Annotated in this window: 20 protein-coding genes; 16 read left to right on the top strand and 4 right to left on the bottom strand. The window is 75.1% G+C overall.

The annotated features are described in order from the left end of the window. Window positions 1-26 precede the first annotated feature (26 nt). Genes HL663_RS03025 through HL663_RS03010 form a run of 4 tightly spaced genes read left to right on the top strand, consistent with a single transcriptional unit; the run spans window position 27 to window position 3329 of the window. Entirely contained in the window at window positions 27-572 is a 546-nt protein-coding gene (locus HL663_RS03025) for a DinB family protein (protein WP_173027005.1), read from the top strand. Next, entirely contained in the window at window positions 569-1921 is a 1353-nt protein-coding gene (locus HL663_RS03020) for a cation:proton antiporter (protein WP_173027004.1), read from the top strand. The genes HL663_RS03025 and HL663_RS03020 overlap by 4 nt, the downstream gene beginning before the upstream one ends. Continuing rightward, window positions 1911-2639, top strand: coding sequence for a type 1 glutamine amidotransferase (locus HL663_RS03015; RefSeq protein ID WP_173027003.1), 729 nt, complete (start codon window positions 1911-1913; stop codon window positions 2637-2639). The genes HL663_RS03020 and HL663_RS03015 overlap by 11 nt, the downstream gene beginning before the upstream one ends. A 54-nt stretch (window positions 2640-2693) precedes the next feature. Next, window positions 2694-3329: a LysE family translocator gene (locus HL663_RS03010; protein ID WP_173027002.1), complete on the top strand. Its 636-nt coding sequence runs from the start codon at window positions 2694-2696 to the stop codon at window positions 3327-3329. A 16-nt stretch (window positions 3330-3345) separates the two neighbouring features. Here HL663_RS03010 and HL663_RS03005 read toward each other — a convergent pair whose 3' ends face one another. Next, window positions 3346-4305 carry a DUF4328 domain-containing protein gene (locus tag HL663_RS03005; RefSeq protein ID WP_173027001.1) on the bottom strand — a complete coding sequence of 320 codons (960 nt, stop codon included), beginning with the start codon at window positions 4303-4305 and terminating at the stop codon, window positions 3346-3348. 147 nt (window positions 4306-4452) lie between these two features. Here HL663_RS03005 and serS point away from each other — a divergent pair, with 147 nt between their 5' ends. Continuing rightward, a complete protein-coding gene (gene serS / locus HL663_RS03000; RefSeq protein WP_173027000.1) occupies window positions 4453-5721 on the top strand; it encodes a serine--tRNA ligase in 1269 nt (422 codons plus the stop codon). A gap of 28 nt (window positions 5722-5749) precedes the next feature. On the opposite strand, the gene HL663_RS02995 is transcribed toward serS, so the two are convergent. Continuing rightward, complete coding sequence (locus HL663_RS02995; RefSeq protein ID WP_173026999.1) at window positions 5750-6112, bottom strand: YciI family protein; 363 nt, start codon at window positions 6110-6112, stop codon at window positions 5750-5752. A 210-nt stretch (window positions 6113-6322) separates the two neighbouring features. Between HL663_RS02995 and HL663_RS02990 the strand changes: the two genes are divergently transcribed. The 11 genes from HL663_RS02990 (at window position 6323) to HL663_RS02940 (ending at window position 17578) form a co-directional block, all read left to right on the top strand. After that, entirely contained in the window at window positions 6323-7744 is a 1422-nt protein-coding gene (locus tag HL663_RS02990) for a sensor histidine kinase (protein WP_173026998.1), read from the top strand. Window positions 7745-7800: 56 nt separating this feature from the next. Further along, a complete protein-coding gene (locus HL663_RS02985; protein WP_216842729.1) occupies window positions 7801-8427 on the top strand; it encodes a response regulator in 627 nt (208 codons plus the stop codon). Window positions 8428-8479: 52 nt separating this feature from the next. Beyond that, on the top strand, window positions 8480-9361 hold the full coding sequence (locus HL663_RS02980) for an ABC transporter ATP-binding protein (RefSeq protein ID WP_173026996.1): 882 nt from the start codon (window positions 8480-8482) through the stop codon (window positions 9359-9361). Continuing rightward, entirely contained in the window at window positions 9361-10587 is a 1227-nt protein-coding gene (locus tag HL663_RS02975) for an ABC transporter permease (RefSeq protein WP_173026995.1), read from the top strand. The genes HL663_RS02980 and HL663_RS02975 overlap by 1 nt, the downstream gene beginning before the upstream one ends. Window positions 10588-10786: 199 nt before the next feature. Continuing rightward, a complete protein-coding gene (locus tag HL663_RS02970) occupies window positions 10787-11842 on the top strand; it encodes an iron-siderophore ABC transporter substrate-binding protein (protein WP_173026994.1) in 1056 nt (351 codons plus the stop codon). Then, window positions 11839-12891 carry a FecCD family ABC transporter permease gene (locus HL663_RS02965; protein WP_173026993.1) on the top strand — a complete coding sequence of 351 codons (1053 nt, stop codon included), beginning with the start codon at window positions 11839-11841 and terminating at the stop codon, window positions 12889-12891. Before HL663_RS02970 ends, HL663_RS02965 begins: the two co-directional genes overlap by 4 nt. Beyond that, complete coding sequence (locus HL663_RS02960; protein WP_173026992.1) at window positions 12891-13967, top strand: FecCD family ABC transporter permease; 1077 nt, start codon at window positions 12891-12893, stop codon at window positions 13965-13967. Before HL663_RS02965 ends, HL663_RS02960 begins: the two co-directional genes overlap by 1 nt. Continuing rightward, a complete protein-coding gene (locus HL663_RS02955; protein WP_173026991.1) occupies window positions 13964-14806 on the top strand; it encodes an ABC transporter ATP-binding protein in 843 nt (280 codons plus the stop codon). Before HL663_RS02960 ends, HL663_RS02955 begins: the two co-directional genes overlap by 4 nt. Next, window positions 14803-15630: a siderophore-interacting protein gene (locus tag HL663_RS02950; protein ID WP_173026990.1), complete on the top strand. Its 828-nt coding sequence runs from the start codon at window positions 14803-14805 to the stop codon at window positions 15628-15630. The genes HL663_RS02955 and HL663_RS02950 overlap by 4 nt, the downstream gene beginning before the upstream one ends. Before the next feature lie 287 nt (window positions 15631-15917). Continuing rightward, window positions 15918-16712, top strand: a complete 795-nt coding sequence (locus HL663_RS02945) for an HAD family hydrolase (RefSeq protein ID WP_173026989.1) — start codon at window positions 15918-15920, stop codon at window positions 16710-16712. Window positions 16713-16780: 68 nt separating this feature from the next. Continuing rightward, complete coding sequence (locus tag HL663_RS02940; protein WP_173026988.1) at window positions 16781-17578, top strand: DUF1206 domain-containing protein; 798 nt, start codon at window positions 16781-16783, stop codon at window positions 17576-17578. On the opposite strand, the gene HL663_RS02935 is transcribed toward HL663_RS02940, so the two are convergent. Continuing rightward, a complete protein-coding gene (locus tag HL663_RS02935; protein ID WP_173026987.1) occupies window positions 17563-18288 on the bottom strand; it encodes a phosphatase PAP2 family protein in 726 nt (241 codons plus the stop codon). The genes HL663_RS02940 and HL663_RS02935 overlap by 16 nt on opposite strands. Continuing rightward, on the bottom strand, window positions 18288-19055 hold the full coding sequence (locus HL663_RS02930; RefSeq protein ID WP_173026986.1) for a phosphatase PAP2 family protein: 768 nt from the start codon (window positions 19053-19055) through the stop codon (window positions 18288-18290). The genes HL663_RS02935 and HL663_RS02930 overlap by 1 nt, the downstream gene beginning before the upstream one ends. Between the last annotated feature and the right edge of the window lie 61 nt (window positions 19056-19116).

Raw genomic sequence — 19116 nt, 5'->3', positions numbered from 1 at the left:
GCCCGGAGCCCCCGTAGTCTGCGGGGATGACCGAGAACGCCGACGCCGCCCTGGTGCCCGACACCAAGGACTGGACGTGGGTGCTCGAGCGGGCCTGCCCCGACTGCGGCTTCGACCCGCAGGCCGTCGGCTCCGACGACGTCGCGCGCCTCGTGGCCGCGACGACCGACCCGTGGCCCGCCGTGCTGGCGCGGCCCGACGCGGCCGTGCGGCCGGACGCGGCGACGCGGTCGCCGCTGGAGTACGCCTGCCACGTGCGCGACGTCTGCCGCCTCTTCGAGCAGCGGCTGGCCCTCCTCCTCACCGCGGACGACCCGACCTTCGACAACTGGGACCAGGACGCCACGGCCGTCGCGGACCGGTACGGCGAGCAGGACCCCGCCACGGTCGCCGCCGAGCTGCGGGAGGCCGCCGCCGGCCTCGCCGACCGCTTCTCCGGGGTCGAGGACGTCGCCTGGTCGCGCACCGCGACCCGCTCCGACGGCGCCCGGTTCACGACGCTGTCCTTCGGCCGCTACGGCCTGCACGACCTCGCGCACCACCTCACGGACGTCGGGGTCGCCCTCCCGTGAGCCCCCAGCTCGTCTACGTCCTGCTCGGCGGGGCGCTCCTCCTCGCGGCGGTCCTGCCGCAGGCCCTGCACCGCTGGGCGCTGTCGGCGCCGATCGTCCTCGTCTGCGTCGGCCTGCTCGTCGGGACGACCGCCATCTCCGGTGACGTCGTCATCGACCCGGTCGCGCTGCGGCCGTGGATCGAGCACCTCGCGGAGTTCACCGTGCTCGTGGCGCTCATGGGGGTCGGGCTCGCGCTCGACCGCCCGCTGCGCCCGCGGCTGCGCGCGTCGTGGGCCGCGTGGGCCCCGACCTGGCGGCTGCTCGGCATCGCGATGCCGCTGACCATCGCGGCGGTCGCGCTGCTCGCCGTCGGCCCGCTCGGGGTCGCCTTTCCCGCGGCGCTGCTGCTCGGCGCCGCGCTCGCGCCGACCGACCCCGTCCTCGCCTCGGACGTCCAGGTCGAGGGGCCGACGCTCGAGGGCGACGGGGACGACGACCTCGACGAGGACGACGAGGTGCGCTTCGCGCTGACGAGCGAGGCCGGGCTCAACGACGGACTGGCCTTCCCCTTCGTCTGGGCGGCCGTCTTCCTCGCCGGGACCGCACCCGCCGGCGGCGTGCTGCGGTGGGTCGGCTGGGAGCTCGTGGGCAAGGTGCTCGTCGGGCTCGCGGTCGGGTGCCTCGTCGGGTGGGTCCTCGCCCGGCTGGCCTTCCGGGCCTCCCGTCGCTCGCTGCGCCTGGCCGAGGTCGGCGAGCCGCTGCTCGCCCTCTCCGCGCTCCTGCTCGCCTACGGCCTGTCGGAGTTCGCGCACGGGTACGGCTTCCTCGCCGTCTTCGCCTGCGCGATGACCATCCGCTCCTTCGAGCGCCACGACGAGTACCACCGGCACATGCACGACGTCGTCGAGCGCCTCGAGACGCTGCTGACCCTCGTCATGCTCCTCGGGCTCGGCTTCGCCATCACGACCGGGCTGCTGTCCAACCTCGACTGGCGTGGCGTGCTCGTCGGCCTGCTCCTGGTCTTCGTCATCCGGCCGGCCGCTGGCTACCTCGCCTTCCTCGGGCACCGGCAGGGCACGCGCACGGCGTGCCTCAGCCGGCCCGAGCGGCTCGTCATCGGCTTCTTCGGGGTCCGCGGCATCGGGTCGCTGTACTACCTGGCCTTCGCGCTCGGCCACGCCCGCTTCGCCGAGGAGCGCTGGCTCTGGTCGACGGTCGGGTTCACCGTCGCGCTGTCCGTCGTCGTCCACGGCGTCCTCGCGACCCCGGTCATGCGCTGGCTGGAGCGCCGCCGCGACGAGGCCGCGGCCGCCGCCGATCGCCCCGCCGGGCCGGGGGGTCCGGACGGGATGGCCCGTGCCGCCTGAGCCCGGCCACGGCCCGGTCGTCCTCGTCGTCCGCAACGACCCCGACAGCGGCCCCGGGCGCTTCGCCGGCTGGCTGACCGCGGCGGGGGTGCGGGTGCGCCTCGTCGACGGGGCGTCGGCGCCGACCTCGACCGAGGGCCTGGACGGCGTGCTGCTCCTCGGCGGGGGCTTCATGCCGGACGCCGACGAGCGCGCGCCCTGGCTGCCGGCCGAGCGACGGCTGGCCGCGGCCTGCCTCGAGGACGGCACGCCGCTGCTCGGCATCTGCCTCGGCGCGCAGCTGCTCGCCCTCGTCGCCGGCGGCGCCGTCACCGCCGACTCGGGGCGCACCGAGCGGGGGTCGGTGACCGTCCGGCGGACCCCCGAGGCGGTGCACGACCCGCTGCTCGGCGGGCTGCCGGACGCCTTCCCGGCCATCCAGAACCACCGCGACGAGGTGACGACGCTGCCCGCCGGGGCCGTGCACCTCGCGACCTCCGCCACGTGCCCGCACCAGGCCTTCCGGGTCGGTGCGGCCGCGTGGGGGGTCCAGTTCCACCCCGAGGCCTCGGCCGACCGGCTCGAGCGCTGGGACCCCGAGCGCGTCGCCGCCGACGGCTTCGACCTCGCCGCCCTGCGGTCCGCGGCCGGGAAGGCCGAGCCCGCGTCGGAGGCCGCCGCCCGGGCCCTCCTCGAGGCCTTCGTCGCGGTGGTCGCCTCCCACCGCTCCCGGGCCTGACGCCCGCGCGGAACACGGGTGCGCCCGGGGCCCCGGCGGCGCCAGACTGGGCGCGTGCCGTCCGCCGCCACCGTCCTCGCCTTCGCCCTCGCCTCGGTCGTCATCGTCGCGATCCCGGGGCCGTCGGTGCTCTTCACGATCGGCCGCGCGCTGTCGGCCGGCCGCCGGGCCGCGCTGCTCACCGTGCTCGGCAACGCGGGCGGCATCCTCACCCAGATCGTCGCGATCGCCGTCGGCCTCGGCCCGCTCGTGGCCTCGAGCGCGGCGGTCTACACGGGGCTCAAGCTCGTGGGGGCCGGCTACCTCGTCCACCTCGGCGTGCAGTCGGTCCGCCACCGCCGTGACCTCGCGGCCGCGTGGTCGGCGGGGATGCCCGCGGCGCCCGCCTCGCACGCGGTGCGCGCCGGGTACGTCGTCGGCGTGACCAACCCCAAGTCGCTCGTGTTCTTCATGGCGCTGCTGCCGCAGTTCGTCGACCGGTCCGGCCCGGTCGCGCTCCAGCTCCTCGTCCTCGGGGCGGTGTTCGCCGTCGTCGCCCTCGCCGGTGACGGCGCCGTCGCGCTCGCCGCGTCGCGCTTCCGCGAGTGGTTCGCGTCCTCGCCGCGGCGGATGGAGCGGGTGGGCGGCGTCGGCGGGCTGATGATGGTCGGTCTCGGCACCGGCCTGCTCGTCACCGGCCGCCCCGACTGACGTCCCGGCCGCCGGCTCAGGCCGCCGTCGGGGCCTCGGGCAGCGGCACGTCGTGCTCCCCGGCCCCGAGGGCCGCGGTCACCCTGAGGACGAGCACCGTCGCGAGCACCGCACCCACGACCGTGACCACCCCGTTGACGGCATCCACCCACACCCAGTCACGCACCAGCTCGAGGGCCTCGATCGGCTCCCGCGTGTCCGCAGCGTTCCCGACGGCCCGGGACGCCGAGTCGGCGACGAGCATGACGAGGAAGGACGCCCACCACGCCGGCACCAGCCAGCGCGGCAGCCCCCGGAGCCGCTCGCCGAGGCCGCGGCAGAGGTCGGCGACGATCCCGTAGGGCCGCACGAGGTTGAGGAAGGGCACGAACCAGGCGCCCACCGTCCACCCCTGCGCGAACCGGAGGCGGGCGGGGTCCACGCGGTCCGAGGAGCAGGCCTTCCACAGCCACGCGAGGAAGAGCACCCCCGTCCCGAGGTAGACGAGCGCGCTGACGCCGCCGAGGACGAGGTAGATCCGGTCGTAGCGCTCCGCCTCCGCGGGATCGACGGAGCCGAGGTCGGTCAACCAGCGGTCGACGACCGCCCGGCTCCACAGGGCCACTACGACCGCGGCGACGGCGATGAGCGCGTTGAGCGCGAGAAGGCCCGCCAGGAACCGGCCCAGGGCGCCGAACCCGGACCCGAGCCGCGACCGCTCGAGGAAGAGCGGACCGTCGACGACGCGGGTCGTCCAGGCGTGGCCGTCCCACCAGCGGTGGCGCGTCGGGTCGGCGGGGTCGCGGTGCCAGCCCGGCAGCGGGGCACGGTGGCCCACCGCCGGCCGCAGCGTCGGCAGGCCGGCCGTGCCCGACCCGCGGGCCATCCACGCGTCGGTCCACGCGACGCCGTCCCACCTGCGCAGCCGCGTCGCGTCCTGCGGGTCGTCGTACCAGCCCGCCGGTGCCCCCGCCATCGTCCGTTCCCCCGTGGTCATGGGCCGAGTGTGGCCTCACCGGGCCCGTCGCGCACCCCCTTCCGGCGAGGATGTGGACAACTCCGGCGGTGCGGCCGCGGCCGGGATCGGCCGCCCTGTGGAAAACCGTGGGGAGACACCCCCGGAGGCGTCGTTAGACTCGCCGACGTGATCGACATCAGGCTGCTCCGGGAGGACCCCGACACGGTGCGCGCGAGCCAGCGCGCCCGCGGTGAGGACGACGGCGTCGTCGACGCCGTGCTCGCCGCCGACGAGCGCCGACGCTCCTCGCTCACCGCGTTCGAGCGGCTGCGGGCCGAGCAGAAGTCGATGGGCAAGGACGTCGCGAAGGCCCAGGGCGACGAGAAGCAGGCGCTCCTCGCCCGCACCAAGGAGCTCGCGGCCGAGGTCAAGGCGCTCTCGGCCACGGCCGACGAGGCGCAGGTCGAGCTCGACCGGCTCGTGCGGACGATGGGCAACGTCGTCGAGCCCGAGGTCCCCGCGGGCGGCGAGGACGACTACGTCGTGCTCGAGGAGGTCGGGACCCCGCGCGACTTCGCGGCCGAGGGCTTCGAGCCGAAGGACCACCTCGCCCTCGCCGAGGGCCTCGACGCGCTCGACATGGAGCGCGGCGCGAAGGTCGCCGGCTCGCGCTTCTACTTCCTCAAGGGCGTCGGCGCGCGGCTCGAGATGGCGCTGCTCCACGTCGCGATGCAGAAGGCGATCGGTCTCGGCTTCGTCCCCCTCATCACCCCGACCCTCGTCAAGCCGGAGGTCATGGCCGGCGCCGGGTTCCTCGACCACCACGCCGACGAGGTCTACCGCCTCGAGGCCGACGACCTCTACCTCACCGGCACCTCGGAGGTCGCGCTCGCCGGCTTCCACGCCGACGAGGTCGTCGACCTCTCGGCCGGCCCGGTCCGCTACGCCGGCCAGTCGACCTGCTACCGCCGCGAGGCCGGCTCGTACGGCAAGGACACCCGCGGCATCATCCGGGTGCACCAGTTCAACAAGATCGAGATGTTCGTCTACTGCCGCCCCGAGGACGCCGCCGCCGAGCACGAGCGCCTGCTCGCCCTCGAGCAGGAGATGCTCGCGCTCGTCGAGGTGCCCTACCGGGTCATCGACACCGCCGCGGGCGACCTCGGCGGGCCGGCCGCGCGCAAGTTCGACTGCGAGGGCTGGGTGCCGACGCAGGGCCGCTACCGCGAGCTGACCTCGACCTCGAACTGCACGACCTTCCAGGCGCGCCGCCTCAACACCCGCTTCAAGGGCGAGGCGGGCAACGAGGTCGCGGCCACGCTCAACGGCACGCTCGCCACGACGCGCTGGCTCGTCGCCATCCTCGAGAACCACCAGCAGGCCGACGGGTCGGTCGTGGTCCCGCAGGCGCTGCGCCCGGTGCTCGGCCTCGACGTCCTGACGCCCGTCCGCTGAGGTCGGGCGCCCGACGCCGCCGACCGGGTCAGGCCGGGAGGTCGGGGTGCCGGCCGAAGCGGCGGACCTCGTGCGGCCACCCGCAGGCCGCCGAGATGCGCGCGCCCCACTCCTTCGCGGCCGCGTCGTCGGGCACGTCGACGACCGCGAACCCGCCGAGGACCTCCTGGGTCTCGACGAAGGGGCCGTCGGTCACGAGCACCTCGTCGCCGACCGTCGGGTCGAGCGAGTAGACCGGCGCGGTCTCCTCCAGGCCGCCCGCGAAGACGTACACGCCGGCGGCGCGCATCTCCTCGACGACGGCCAGCGCGAGCGGGGCCCGCGACGCGAACCACTCCGGCGGGTGCTCGCCGACCCACTGCTGGTTGAAGTACAGGAGGTACTCGGCCATCACACGTCCCTCTCGTCCCGGGCCGCCTCCCACGGGCCGCCCCACACCCCGGTGACGACCGGGGGCCGCCCGGATCGACAGCCCCGACCCGGGGATCTCGGACCGAGTCTGGCACCGGTGCCGCCCCCGGGGGCGTCCTCCCTGCGGTGGGGGCGACCTCCTCCCGGCGGGGGAGGGCGGGCGCCGACGCCCCGACCTAGGCTGGGCGCCATGTCCACCACCGCGCGCCCGGCGCCGCCCGCGCGCCCCGCCCTCGCCCGCGTGGCCGGGTGGTTCGGCGCCGACGAGACCTGGCAGCGCCCGCGCCCACCGGTCGGCCGCGCCGACGTCGGGTGGGCCGTGGGGCTGGCCGTGTTCGGCCTCGTCGCGCTCGAGCTCGTGCGCAGCGTCGGCGTGCTGCGCCAGACGGATGCCCCGTGGTGGGTCCAGTGGGTCGCGGTGCTCACCGGCTCGGCGCTCCTCGTCGGGCGGCGCCGGTGGCCGGTCACCGTGGCCGTGCTCGCCGCGCTGCACATGATCGTCGTCGGCGTGACGATGCCGATGATCATGGGCCAGTTCACGATGCAGGTCCTCTACTTCGTGGCGCTGATGTCCGGGGTGGCCTGGGCGCGCGACCGCCGCTGGATGCTCGTCGTCGTCGGGGTCATCGTCGTCGTGATGTTCACCTGGATCGCGCTGCAGTTCGCCATCGGCAACGCCGCCCAGGACTACGTCGACGGGACGACCGCGGGCGAGCGGTACGGGGTCATGGGGCAGATCCCCGCCGCGGTCCTGCTCACCCTCGTCATCAACGTCGTGTACTTCGGCGGCGCCGTCGTCATCGGCCAGCTGCAGTGGCGCTCCGCCCGCGACCGGGCCGTGCTCGAGCGCCAGGCGGCGACCATCACGAGCCAGACCGAGGCGCTGCGCCAGCGCGCGGTCACCGAGGAGCGGCTGCGCATCGCCCGCGAGCTGCACGACGTCGTCGCGCACCACGTGTCGGTCATCGGCATCCAGGCCGCGGCCGCCCGGCGCGTCATGGACCGCGACCCCGACGCCACCCGGTCGGCGCTCGCCGGCATCGAGGGCTCCTCGCGCGAGGCGGTCACCTCGATGCGGGGGCTGCTCGGGACGCTGCGGGAGGTCGAGCGGCCGAGCGCGACACCGGAGGACGCCGGCGCCGAGCGGGCCCCCCAGCCGGGGCTCGCCCAGCTGCCCGACCTCGTCGCCGCCTGCACGACCCCGGGCCGCCGGGTCGCGCTCGACGTCGTCGAGGCCCGGCCCGGCGCGGCCACCCGGCTCGGCGCGGCGCTGGCCCACTCCATCCACCGCACCGTGCAGGAGGCGCTGACCAACGTCGAGAAGCACTCGACCGCCACGCGCGTCTCGGTCGTGGTCCGGCTCGACGACGTCGCGGGGTTCGCCGAGGTCGAGGTCGTCGACGACGGCCGCCCACGCGCCGGCAGCTCCGGCAGCGGCCTCGGGCAGCTCGGCATCCGCGAGCGGACGGCGTCACACCGCGGCACCGTCGAGATCGGGCCGCGGCCCACCGGTGGCTACCGCGTCCGGGCCCGCTACCCGTGGCGCGACGCGGCGCCCGGCGTCCCGGACAGCCCGGACGGGCTGTCCGACACCGCGGCGGTGGAGCGGTGAGCGCGGCCTCCGACCCGGCCGCACCCCTGCGCGTCCTGCTCGTCGACGACCACGCGATGGTCCGCTCCGGCTTCACGATGATGCTCTCCGTCGAGGACGACCTCGAGGTCGTCGGCCAGGCCGCGAACGGTGCCGAGGCCGTCGTCGTCGCGCGCGAGACCCGGCCCGACGTCGTCCTCATGGACGTGCAGATGCCCGTGCTCGACGGCATCGAGGCGACCCGGCGCATCGTCGCCGAGGACCTCGGCCGGGTCGTCGTGCTCACGACGTTCGACCGCGACGACTACCTCTTCGACGCCCTCGACGCCGGGGCCAGCGGCTTCCTCCTCAAGAACGCCGAGCCCGAGCAGCTCGTCGAGGCCGTCCGGGTCGTCGGTTCCGGCTCCGGCATCCTCGCGCCGGAGGTGACCCGGCGGGTCATCGAGCGGATGACGAGCGAGCGCCCGGCCCCGCGGCGCCCCGACCCGCCCGGCCTCGCGCGGCTGACCGACCGCGAGCGGGAGGTGCTCGTCCTCGTCGGGCGCGGCCTCTCGAACGGCGAGATCGCCCGCACCCTCTTCCTCGGCGAGGCGACGGTCAAGACGCACGTGTCGAACTGCCTCGCCAAGCTGCAGCTGCGCGACCGGGTGCAGGCCGTCGTCCTCGCGCACGAGGCCGGCCTCATCACCGCGGCGGAGGACTGAACCCACCCGCGGGGGGATCCGCCGACGGCCGCGGGCGCCTAGCGTCGGAGGCATGTTGGAGATCAAGGACCTCACCCGGCGCTTCGGTGACACGACCGCCGTCGACGGCGTCAGCTTCGACGTCCGCGACGGCATCCTCACCGGGTTCGTCGGCGGCAACGGCGCGGGCAAGACGACGACCATGCGGATGGTCATGGGCGTCCTCGGGATCGACGGCGGCGAGGTGCTGTGGCGCGGCCGGCCGGTCACCGCGCAGGACCAGCGGCGCTTCGGCTACATGCCGGAGGAGCGCGGCCTCTACCCGAAGCAGCGCGTCCTCGACCAGCTCGTCTACCTCGCGCAGCTCAAGGGGATGGAGGCCGGCGCGGCGCGGCGCGCGGCGCAGGAGCACCTCGAGCGCTTCGGCCTCGCCGGGCGGGCGGGCGACCGGCTGCAGGAGCTGAGCCTGGGCAACCAGCAGCGGGTGCAGGTCGTCGCCGCGCTGCTGCACCGTCCGACGGCGCTCGTCCTCGACGAGCCGTTCTCCGGCCTCGACCCGACGGCCGTCGACTCGATGGCCGACATGCTGCGCGAGCACGCGAGCACCGGTGTGCCCGTGCTCTTCTCCAGCCACCAGCTCGACCTCGTCGAGCGGCTCTGCGACCGCCTCGTCATCCTCTCGCGCGGGCGCGTCGTCGCCGCCGGGGGAGCCGACGAGCTGCGCTCGCGCGGGCCCGTCCGCTACCACCTCGGCCTCGAGGGCGACGCCGGGTGGGTGCGCGAGCAGCGCGGCATCCACGTCGTCGACGTCGACGGCCGCACCGCGCTCATCGAGGTCGTCGAGGAGGGCGCCGAGCAGGCGGTCCTGCGCGAGGCCACGAGCCGCGGTGCCGTCCGCGAGTTCGCCCCCGTCCGACCGGCCCTGGCCGACATCTACCGAGAGGTGGCCGCCTGATGACCACGCTGCTGACGCCCCCGCAGACCCCCGAGGCCCCCGGCGCCGACGAGCCGGTGGCCGGCCGTGCGGCCTGGACGCTCGTCGCCCGCCGCGAGGTCGTCGTCAAGCTGACCGACCGCGCCTTCGTCATCGGCACGGTCGTGACCCTCGTCCTCATCGCCGCGTTCATGGGCTGGCAGGCCTGGAGCGCCGAACGCACGAGCACCTACACGGTCGCGGCGACGAGCGCCGACCGGGCGATGGCCGACCGGCTCGCGTCCTCGGCGACCGGCATCGACGACGGGGTGGAGGTGAGCGTCGACCCCGCGGCCGACGACGCCGCCGCCCGCGAGCTCGTGAGGTCCGGCGACGCCGACGCGTGGCTGCACCGCGTCGACGGCGGCTGGGTGCTGACCTCGGACACCGAGGAGCAGGACTCCCTGACCCGCGTCACGCAGGAGGTCGTCCGGCAGGCGACCCTCGCGCAGCAGGCCGACGAGCTCGGTACCACCGTCGAGCGGCTCGAGGCCGGCAGCCGGGTCACGACGACGCTGCTGACCGGCGACGCGGAGCGGTCGGGGCTCGCGCAGGGGGTCGCGTTCGCCTTCGCGTTCCTCTTCTACATCGCGACGCTGACCTTCGGCATCACCCTGGCCAACAGCGTCGTCGAGGAGAAGCAGTCGCGCATCGTCGAGATCATCGCGACGTCGATCCCGGTGCGGCAGCTGCTCATCGGCAAGATCATCGGCAACAGCGTGCTCGCCATCGCCCAGATGCTGCTCTACGCCGGGGTCGGACTCGTGGGGCTGTCGCTGACGCCGTACTCGTCCCTCGTTACCGCGGTCAGCGGCCCGGTCGTGTGGTTCCTCGTGTTCTTCGTCGCCGGGTTCGTGGCGCTCGCCGCGCTCTGGGCGGTCGCCGGCGCGCTCGCCTCGCGCACCGAGGAGGTCCAGAGCACCGCGACGCCGATGACCATGCTCGTCATGGCGGTCTTCTTCGGGTCGCTGTTCCTCGACGGGACGGCCAAGGTCGTCGCCTCGTACGTCCCGCCGTTCTCGGCCGTCCTCATGCCGACGCGGGTCCTCGAGGGCACCGCGCACTGGTGGGAGGCGGTCATCGCGCTCGGCCTCCTCGTCGCGACGGCCCTGCTCGTCATCCGGGTGGCCGAGCGGCTCTACCGCCGGGCGCTGCTCCAGACGAGCGGCAAGCTGTCGATGAAGCAGGCCTGGGTCGCCCCCGAGTAGACCCTTCACCCGTCGAGCGAACAGAACACGCCGTCTGCGGTCCGCCGCACACGGCGTGTTCTGCTCACTCGACGGGGTCATCGGCGGGGAGAGAGGGGGTGCCGGGTCGAGGGTTGAGGGAGGTTGACGAGAGGCCAGCGGGTGAGGATAAGGTGAGGCTCACCTAAGTAAGTCAAGCCTTACCCGACTGGAGTCCATCGTGCCCTCGCGTCGCCGGCTGCTCGCCGCCGCCCCCCTCGCCGCAGCCGCCCTCGTCCTCGCCGCCTGCTCGACCGGCCCGACCGGCGGCGCCGCCTCGACCGCGGCCGCCGGCGCCACCGCGGACGCGGCGGCCTTCCCCGTGACGATCGAGCACGCCTACGGCTCGACGACCGTCACCAAGGCCCCGACCCGCATCGCGACCGTCGGCTGGGCCGACGCCGACACCCTCGCCGCCCTCGGCATCGTGCCGGTCGGCGCCCCCAAGATCACCTGGGGCGGCAACGACGCCGGCTCGACCGACTGGTTCGACGAGCAGGTGCAGGAGATCGGCGCCGACGCCTCCGGGATGACCCGCTACGACGACTCGGCCGGCATCCCCTTCGACGACATCGCCGCGACGACCCCGGACCTCATCCTCGGTCTCAGCTCCGGTGTGACGCAGGAGGACTACGACAAGCTCTCCAAGATCGCCCCGACCGTGCCGTGGACCGACAAGGCCTGGGGCACCCCGTGGCAGGACCAGGTGGCCGCCATCGGGAAGGCCGTCGGCAAGCCGACCGAGGCCGCCGCCCTCACCGCGAGCACCGAGAAGACCATCGCCGACGCCGTCGCCGCCCACCCCGAGATCAAGGGCAAGACCGCCGCCTGGGCCTGGTTCACACCGACCGACCTCAGCACGATCGGCCTCTACACGACCTCCGACCTGCGCCCGCAGATGCTGCGCGAGTTCGGGTTCGCCGACTCCCCGACGGTCGCCGAGCTGAGCGCCAAGGACCCGTCGGCCTTCACCGCCAACCTCTCCGCCGAGAAGGCGTCCAGCCTGCAGGCCGACGTCGTCGTGTTCTACGCCGAGCAGGGCGCCGGCGCCGACGAGCTGCGGGAGAACGCGCTCATCGGGCGCATCCCCGCGCTCGAGGACGGCCACTACGTCGCGAGCGCCGACAACGAGGTGGCCCTGTCGATGTCGCTGCCGAGCCCGCTGTCGGTGCGCACGGCCGTCGAGGACTTCCTGCCCAAGCTCGCCTCCGCCGTCAAGGGCGAGCCCGCGGCGTGAGCACCACGGTCGCCCCGCCGACCCGGCCCGCCCCCACCACGGGGTCGCGGGCCGGGGCGGCGCGCGTCGCCCTCCCGTGGGTGCTCGGGGGGTCGGCCCTCGTCGTCCTCGCGGCCGTCACGGCCTCCCTCCTCCTCGGGGTGCAGCACCTGGCCCCCGGCGCCGTCCTCGACGCACTGACCGGCGGCGGGGCCGACCCCGAGACGGCCGCGATCGTCGCCTCGCGCGTCGACCGCACCGTCATCGGCCTCGTCGTCGGGGCGGCGGTCGCGCTCTCCGGGGTCGTCCTCCAGGGCCTGAGCCGCAACCCGGTCGCGGAGCCCGGCATCCTCGGGCTCAACTCCGGCGCCGCGCTGGCGGTCGTGCTCGGCATCCGCTTCCTCGGCCTGGACTCGGTCGGCGGCTACGTGGTCGCCGCGATCGTCGGCACCCTCCTCGTCGCGGTCCTCGTGCAGTCGCTCACCCTCATGGCCCCGCGCGCCAGCGCGCCGGTCTCGATGGCCCTCGCCGGCGCCGCCGTGATGGCCCTCGCGCAGAGCCTCATCGGCGCCGTGCTCGTCACCGACCGCGGCTCGCTCGACAGCTTCCGCTTCTGGCAGGTGGGCTCGGTCGCCGGCCGGGACGCCGGCCAGGTCCTCGACGTCCTGCCCTTCCTCCTCGTCGGTGCCGCCCTCGCCCTCACCTCCGGCCCGACGCTCGACGCGGTCGCGCTCGGCGACGACCTCGCGCGCGGGCTCGGCCAGAACGTCGTGCTGCACCGCGGGCTCGCCGCGGCCGGCGCCGTCCTGCTCGCCGCCACCGCCACCGCGCTCGCCGGCCCCATCGCCTTCGTCGGGCTGGTCGTCCCCCACCTCGTGCGGGTCCTCGTCGGCGTGGGGCACCGCCGCGTGCTCCTCGTGTCGGCGCTGCTCGGGCCCGCCTTCGTCGTCCTCGCCGACGTCGTCGGCCGCCTCGTGGCGCCGCCGTCCGAGGTGCAGGTCGGCATCGTCTGCGCGGTGCTCGGCGCCCCGGTGCTCGTCCTCGTCGTCCGCCGGGTCAAGGGGATCTGATGTCGACGACCCTGCGCGAGAACGACGTCCGCGACCCCGCAGCGACCTCGAGCACCGCCGACGCCCTGGCCCGGGCCCGTCGCGGCCCGCGTCTGCGCCGCCGCGTCGTCGTCGGTGTCCTCCTGCTGCTCGTCGTCGCCCTCGTGGTCGTCCGCGCGCTCCTCGGCGACTACCGCGTCTCGTTCGTCGACGCCGTGCGCATCATCGGCGGCGAGCCCGTGCCCGGCGCCTCGTTCGTCCTCCTCGAGTCCACGCTGCCGCGCGCCCTCATGGCGGTCCTCGCGGGCGCTGCCTTCGGGGCCGCCGGCGCCGCGTTCCAGACGATGCTGCGCAACCCGCTGGCCAGCCCGGACGTCCTCGGCATCACGCTCGGCGCCAGCGCCGGCGCGGTGCTCGTCGTCGTCGCGTTCGGGGTCCGCGGCACCCCCGTCACCCTCGCCGCGCTGGCCGGGTCGGTCCTCGCGGCGCTGCTCATCCTCAGCCAGGCCGGAGGTCGCGGCGGGGCGACCGGCCGGATGGTCCTCGTCGGGGTGGCGCTGGCGGCCGGCCTCTCGGCGCTCGTCCACTGGCTGCTCGTCCGGGCGAGCATCTACCAGGCCCAGGACGCCCTCGTCTGGCTCAGCGGCAGCCTCAACACCGTGACGTGGGCCGACATCCTGCGGCTGCTCGCCGTCGACGCCGTCCTCCTGCCCCTCCTCCTCGTCGCCACCGGGCGGCTGCCGGTGCTCGGCCTCGGCGACGACCTCGCGGCCGCGCTCGGCGTGCGCGTCGCCCGGGTGCGGGTCGGGGTCACCGTCCTCGTCGTCGGCCTCGTCGCGGCGGCCACCGCCGTCGTCGGGCCGGTCGCCTTCGTCGGGTTCCTCAGCGGCCCGATCGCCCGCCGCCTGGTCCCCGGCCGCCCGTCCGTCGGCGTCGCCGCGCTCGTCGGCGCGGTCGTCGTCGTCGCGGCCGACTACGCCGCCGCGTACGCCGTCCCCGGCACCGCGCTGCCGGTCGGTCTCGTGACCGGCCTGCTCGGCGCCCCCGTCCTGCTCTGGATGCTCCGCTCCCGTCCCACGTCCCAGGAGGGCCGATGACCGTGACCGAGACCGCACCCCGTGTGCCCCAGCACCCGGCGGACACCCCGGCCGGGTCCCGCCTCGCGGCGCGCGACCTGCGGCTGGCCTACGACGACCGGGTCGTCGTCGACGGCGTGTCGCTCGCCGTGCCGACCGGCCGGACGACGGCGGTCGTCGGCCCCAACGGCTGTGGCAAGTCGACGCTGCTGCGCGGCCTCGGGCGCCTGCTGAAGCCCCGCGGCGGCCAGGTGCTGCTCGACGGTGACGAGATCGGGGCGCTCCCGACGCGGGAGGTCGCGCGCCGGCTCGGGCTCCTGCCGCAGCAGCCGATCGTCCCCGAGGGCGTCAGCGTCCTCGAGCTCGTCGAGCGCGGTCGGCATCCGCACCACGGGCTGTTCCGCACGTGGGGCCGAGACGACGAGGTCGCCGTCGCCGACGCGCTCGAGCGCACCGACCTCGTGCACCTCGCCGGGGTGGCCGTCGACAGCTTGTCCGGCGGTCAGCGGCAACGGGTCTGGCTCGCCATGGTCCTCGCGCAGCGCACGCCCGTCCTCCTCCTCGACGAGCCGACGTCCTTCCTCGACATCGCCCACCAGCTCGACGTCCTCGACCTCGTGCGCCGGCTCTGCGACGACGACGGCACGACCGTCGTCATGGTGCTGCACGACCTTGCGATGGCCGCCCGCTACGCCGACCACCTCGTCGCGATGCGCGACGGCCGGGTGGTCGCCGAGGGGACGCCGCACGAGGTCGTGACCCCCGAGGTCGTCGAGGCCGTGTTCGGCGTCGCCGCCCGGGTCATCGAGGACCCCGAGACCGGGACCCCCGTCGTCCTGCCGCGCCGGAGGGTGTCGTGAGCGCCGTGGCCCGCGAGCGCCGCACCGACGCCTCGACCGGCATCGTGCGCGCGGACTTCCCCCAGCTCGCCGCCACCGTCGCCGAGGTGCACGACCTCGGGGCCGGGATGCGCCGGCTCGTCTGCGAGGCACCGGGGCTGCGCGACTTCGTGCCGTGCGGCCCCGACGAGTACGTCGGCCTGCTCATGCCGCCGCCGGGTGCCCCGCTCGTCCTGCCCGACCCCGAGCCGGTCAACGTCCGCGCGACCGTCGCCGCCCTGCCGCCGGCCTGGCGGCCCGCCCTGCGCTGGTACACGATCCGCGAGCACGACCCCGTCCGCGGCCGGGTCGACATCGACGTCGTGACGCACGGCGACAGCGGCCCGGGCTCGTCGTGGGTCTCGCGCGCGCGGCCCGGCGACGCGGTCGGCATCCGGGCGAGCGGCGCGCTCTACCGCGGGTTCGAGGCCGGGGGGCGGCAGGTGCTCGTCGCCGACGAGACCGCGGTGCCGTCGGTCGCGGCGATCCTCGACGCGTGGGGCGGCGCCGACGACGCCCGCGACCACGGCGTCGAGGTGCACGTCGAGGTCGCGGACCCGCGGATGCTCGCCGCCTACGACCTCGGCGACGCCCGCGTCCACGTGCGCCGCGGCCGGCCCGGGAGCGCGGTGCTGCCCGCCCTCGACGCCGAGCTCGCCCGCCGTCCCGGCCCGGTCGCCTACGGCTGGGCGTGCGGAGAGGCCTCGCTCGCGGCCGGGGCCCGGCGCGTCCTCGTCGCCCACGGCGCCGACCGGCGCGACGTGTTCTTCTGCGCCTACTGGAAGCTCGGCCGCCCCCGCCCCTGACGGAAGACCCCGCACGTGCGGGGTCGTCGCGGTCCGGAGGGGCGAGCCATCGCGGAAACCCCGCACGTGCGGGGTCGTCGCGGTCCGGAGGGGCGAGCCATCGCGGAAAGCCCGCACGTGCGGGGTTGTCGCGGTCGGGCCGGGTCGGCGGGCTCGGAAAGCCCGCACGTGCGGGGTTGTCGCTGTCCTGATGGGCGGGTGGGCTCGGAAAGCCCGCACGTGCGGGGTCGTCGCGGTCCGGGGCGCGTCCACCCGGCGTTCACCCGGCCTCGGTAGCGTGGGTGGCGATGAGAACTCCACACCTCGTGTGCCTCGACATCGACGGCACGACGGTCGACCACGACGGCCACCTCCACGACCCCGTGCGCGCCGCCGTCCGCGCGGTCCTCGACGCCGGGCACCACGTGACGATGGCCACCGGCCGCGGCGTCATCGGCACCCTGCCGGTCCTCGAGCAGCTCGGCCTCGTCGAGGGCTACGCGGTCTGCGCCAACGGCGCCATCACGCTGCGCCTCGACCCCGCCCTGCCGGACGGCTACGAGGTCCTCGAGGCCGTCACCTTCGACCCCGCCCCGGCGCTGCGCGTCCTGCGCGAGGAGTTCCCGAGCGCCCTCGTCGCGGTCGAGGAGCTCGGCGTCGGCTTCAAGGTCTCGGCGCCCTTCCCGGACGGCGAGCTCGACGGCACCCCGCAGGTCGTGCCCTTCGAGGAGCTGATGGCCCACCCGGTGACGCGGCTGACCATCCGCGACCCCGAGAGCTCGAGCGAGGAGTTCCTCGCGGGAACCGAGCGCATCGGCCTGCACGGCGTCGAGTACGCCGTCGGCTGGAGCGCGTGGCTCGACATCACCCCCGAGGGCGTCTCGAAGGCCGCCGCCCTCGAGGTCGTCCGGCGCCGGCTCGGGGTCGAGCCCGGTGCCACCGTGGCCGTCGGCGACCAGCGCAACGACCTCGAGATGCTGCGCTGGGCCGCCCGGGGCGTCGCGATGGACAACGCCCCCGACGAGGTCAAGCACGCGGCCGACGAGGTGACCGGTCACGTCGACGAGCACGGCCTCGTCGCGGTGCTCGACTCGCTGCGCTGACCGCTGACCGACAACTGCTCCGCAGCAGTCTCGACGCCGCCTCGCCGGGGGTGGCAGGGTGGCTCCCCATGAGCAGCGCCGACGTCTCCCGCGTCACCCGTGAGGCCAACGAGAGTCCTGTCGTCGAGTGGGGCGCACGGGTCGGGTTCGCCGTCCTCGGCGTGCTCCACCTCGTCATCGCCTACCTGGCGCTCAAGATCGCCTGGGGCATCGGCAGCTCCGGCTCGCAGAGCGCCGACCAGTCCGGGGCGCTCTCGACCGTCCAGGGCTCGAGTACCGGGCCGTTGCTGCTGTGGATCGCCGTCGGCGGCTTCGCCCTCCTCGGCGTCTGGAACCTCACCGAGGGCGCCATCAGCCACGGCGAGGTGACCGACCGGCTCAAGCTGGCGGCCAAGGGCGTCATGTACCTCTTCTTCGCCTGGACGGCCTTCAAGGTCGTCGCGCTCGGCTCCGAGGGCTCGAGCGAGCAGGACACCGAGGACGTGACCCAGGCGCTCATGGGCAGCCCCGCGGGCCAGGTCATCGTCGGTGCCCTCGGCGTCGTCGTCCTCGGCATCGCCGGCTACCACGTCTACAAGGGCTGGAAGAAGAAGTTCCTCGGCGACCTCACCGAGCACCCGGGGGACTGGGCGGTCCACGCCGGCCGCGCGGGCTACATCGCCAAGGGCGTCGCGCTCGTCGTCGTCGGCGTGTTCTTCCTCGTCGCCGCCGTGCAGCACGACGCCGACGAGGCCCAGGGCCTCGACGGCGCGCTCAAGGCGCTCAAGGACATGAGCGGCGGCTCGGTGGTCCTCACCGTCGTCGCGCTGGGCATCGCGGCGTACGGCGTCTACTCCTTCGCCCGGGCGCGCTACGCCCGGCTCTGAGCCGACCCGTCGGTGACCCGGGCGGACGACGAGCCGTCGCGCCGCAGGTAGCCCCACGCCAGCGCGGCGCACACGAGGCCGTTGGCCAGGCCGACGACGATGTCGGTGACGTGGTGCGCGCCCCGGTAGAGCCGCGCGAACGACACGGCGAGCGGCACGAGCACGCACACCGCGATGACCGCCCGGCGCACCGCGGGGTTCGGGATGCGGGTCGCCATGAGGACGAACGAGACGTACAGCGCGGTCGAGGCGCCGACGTGCCCGCTCGGGTAGCTCGACGTCGGCGGCGTCGGGTCGAGGCGCTCGACCGTGGGGCGCGGGCGGCCGACGACGGCCGTGGCGATGACGAAGATCGTGGCCTGCAGCGAGATCGCGAGCAGCGGCACGACGGCGAACCACCACTGCCGGGTGCGCCAGAGCACGACGAGCGCGACGAGCACGGCGACGGCGATGACGTACTCGGTGTTGCCGATCATCGACATCACCTTCGTGATGCTCTCGCCGAGCGGCGTGCGCCGGTCCTGGAACCAGCGGCTCACCCCGTTCTCGACCTCGAAGCCGCGCAGCGGACCCATGATGACCAGGCCGATGGCGACGATGACGGCGAAGACGCCGACGCCGGGCAGCACGGCGCGGACGGCCGCGTCGCGCAGGGCCGAGGTGAACGAGGGGCGCGACGGGTCGTCGTCCCAGCGGGTGAGGAAGGACATCAGGGCTCCTGGCGGGACGGGGTGCGGTCGGAGGCGACGTCGGTGTCGGCCGGGTGCTGCGTGGTGTCGGGGTCGCGCGCCTCGTCGGGGTCGCCGGGGTTCCAGCCGGTGTACCCGGCGTAGGAGGCGAGGACGAGGCCGGCGCCGGTGAGGATGCCGACCGTCACGTCGCTCGGGTAGTGCACGCCGAGGAACATCCGGTCCAGCGCCGTGACGACGACGACGACCGCGCCGAGCGCGACGGCGACCGTGCGGGAGGCCCGGGTCTTGAGGAGCGGCCACAGCAGGATGAGCAGCACCACCACCCACGCCGCCGAGTTGACCGCGTGCCCCGACGGGAAGGAGTAGCCCGGCGCCTCGGACACGGGGTCCTCGACGACGGGGCGGGCGCGCTGGAAGACGTACTTCGCGACGAGGCCGACGAACCACGACAGCATGAGCGTCGCGAACGCCCACCAGGCCCGCGTGCGCATCCCCTTGCGCAGCCAGACCCAGAGGCAGACGAGCGTGCCGACGACGTGCAGGTTGATCGGCTGGGTGACCGCCTGCCAGACGACGAACGCCTCGCGCAGGCCGGGGTGGTCGCGGGTGACGTCGGTGAGGCGGGTGATGACGTCGTCGTCGAGGCTGATCAGCGGGTCCCATTTGCTGCGCACGAGGAACCCGACCCCGAAGAGGACCAGCCCGGTGACGAGCGCGTAGAGGGCGGCCCGCCCGAGGCGGCGGCTGCGCGTGCGGGACGGGCTCGCCTCGTCGGTGCTGGTCATCCGGCATGTCTACCGCACCCGGGGTGGGCGGCGGTGGGCGCGCACCCCCTCGCCCCGTGGG

The sequence above is a fragment of the Arthrobacter sp. NEB 688 genome, assembly GCF_013201035.1.
Lineage (GTDB): Bacteria > Actinomycetota > Actinomycetes > Actinomycetales > Dermatophilaceae > Phycicoccus.
Note: the sequence above shows the minus strand (reverse complement) of the source record. Positions and strands in the feature narration are given on the sequence as shown.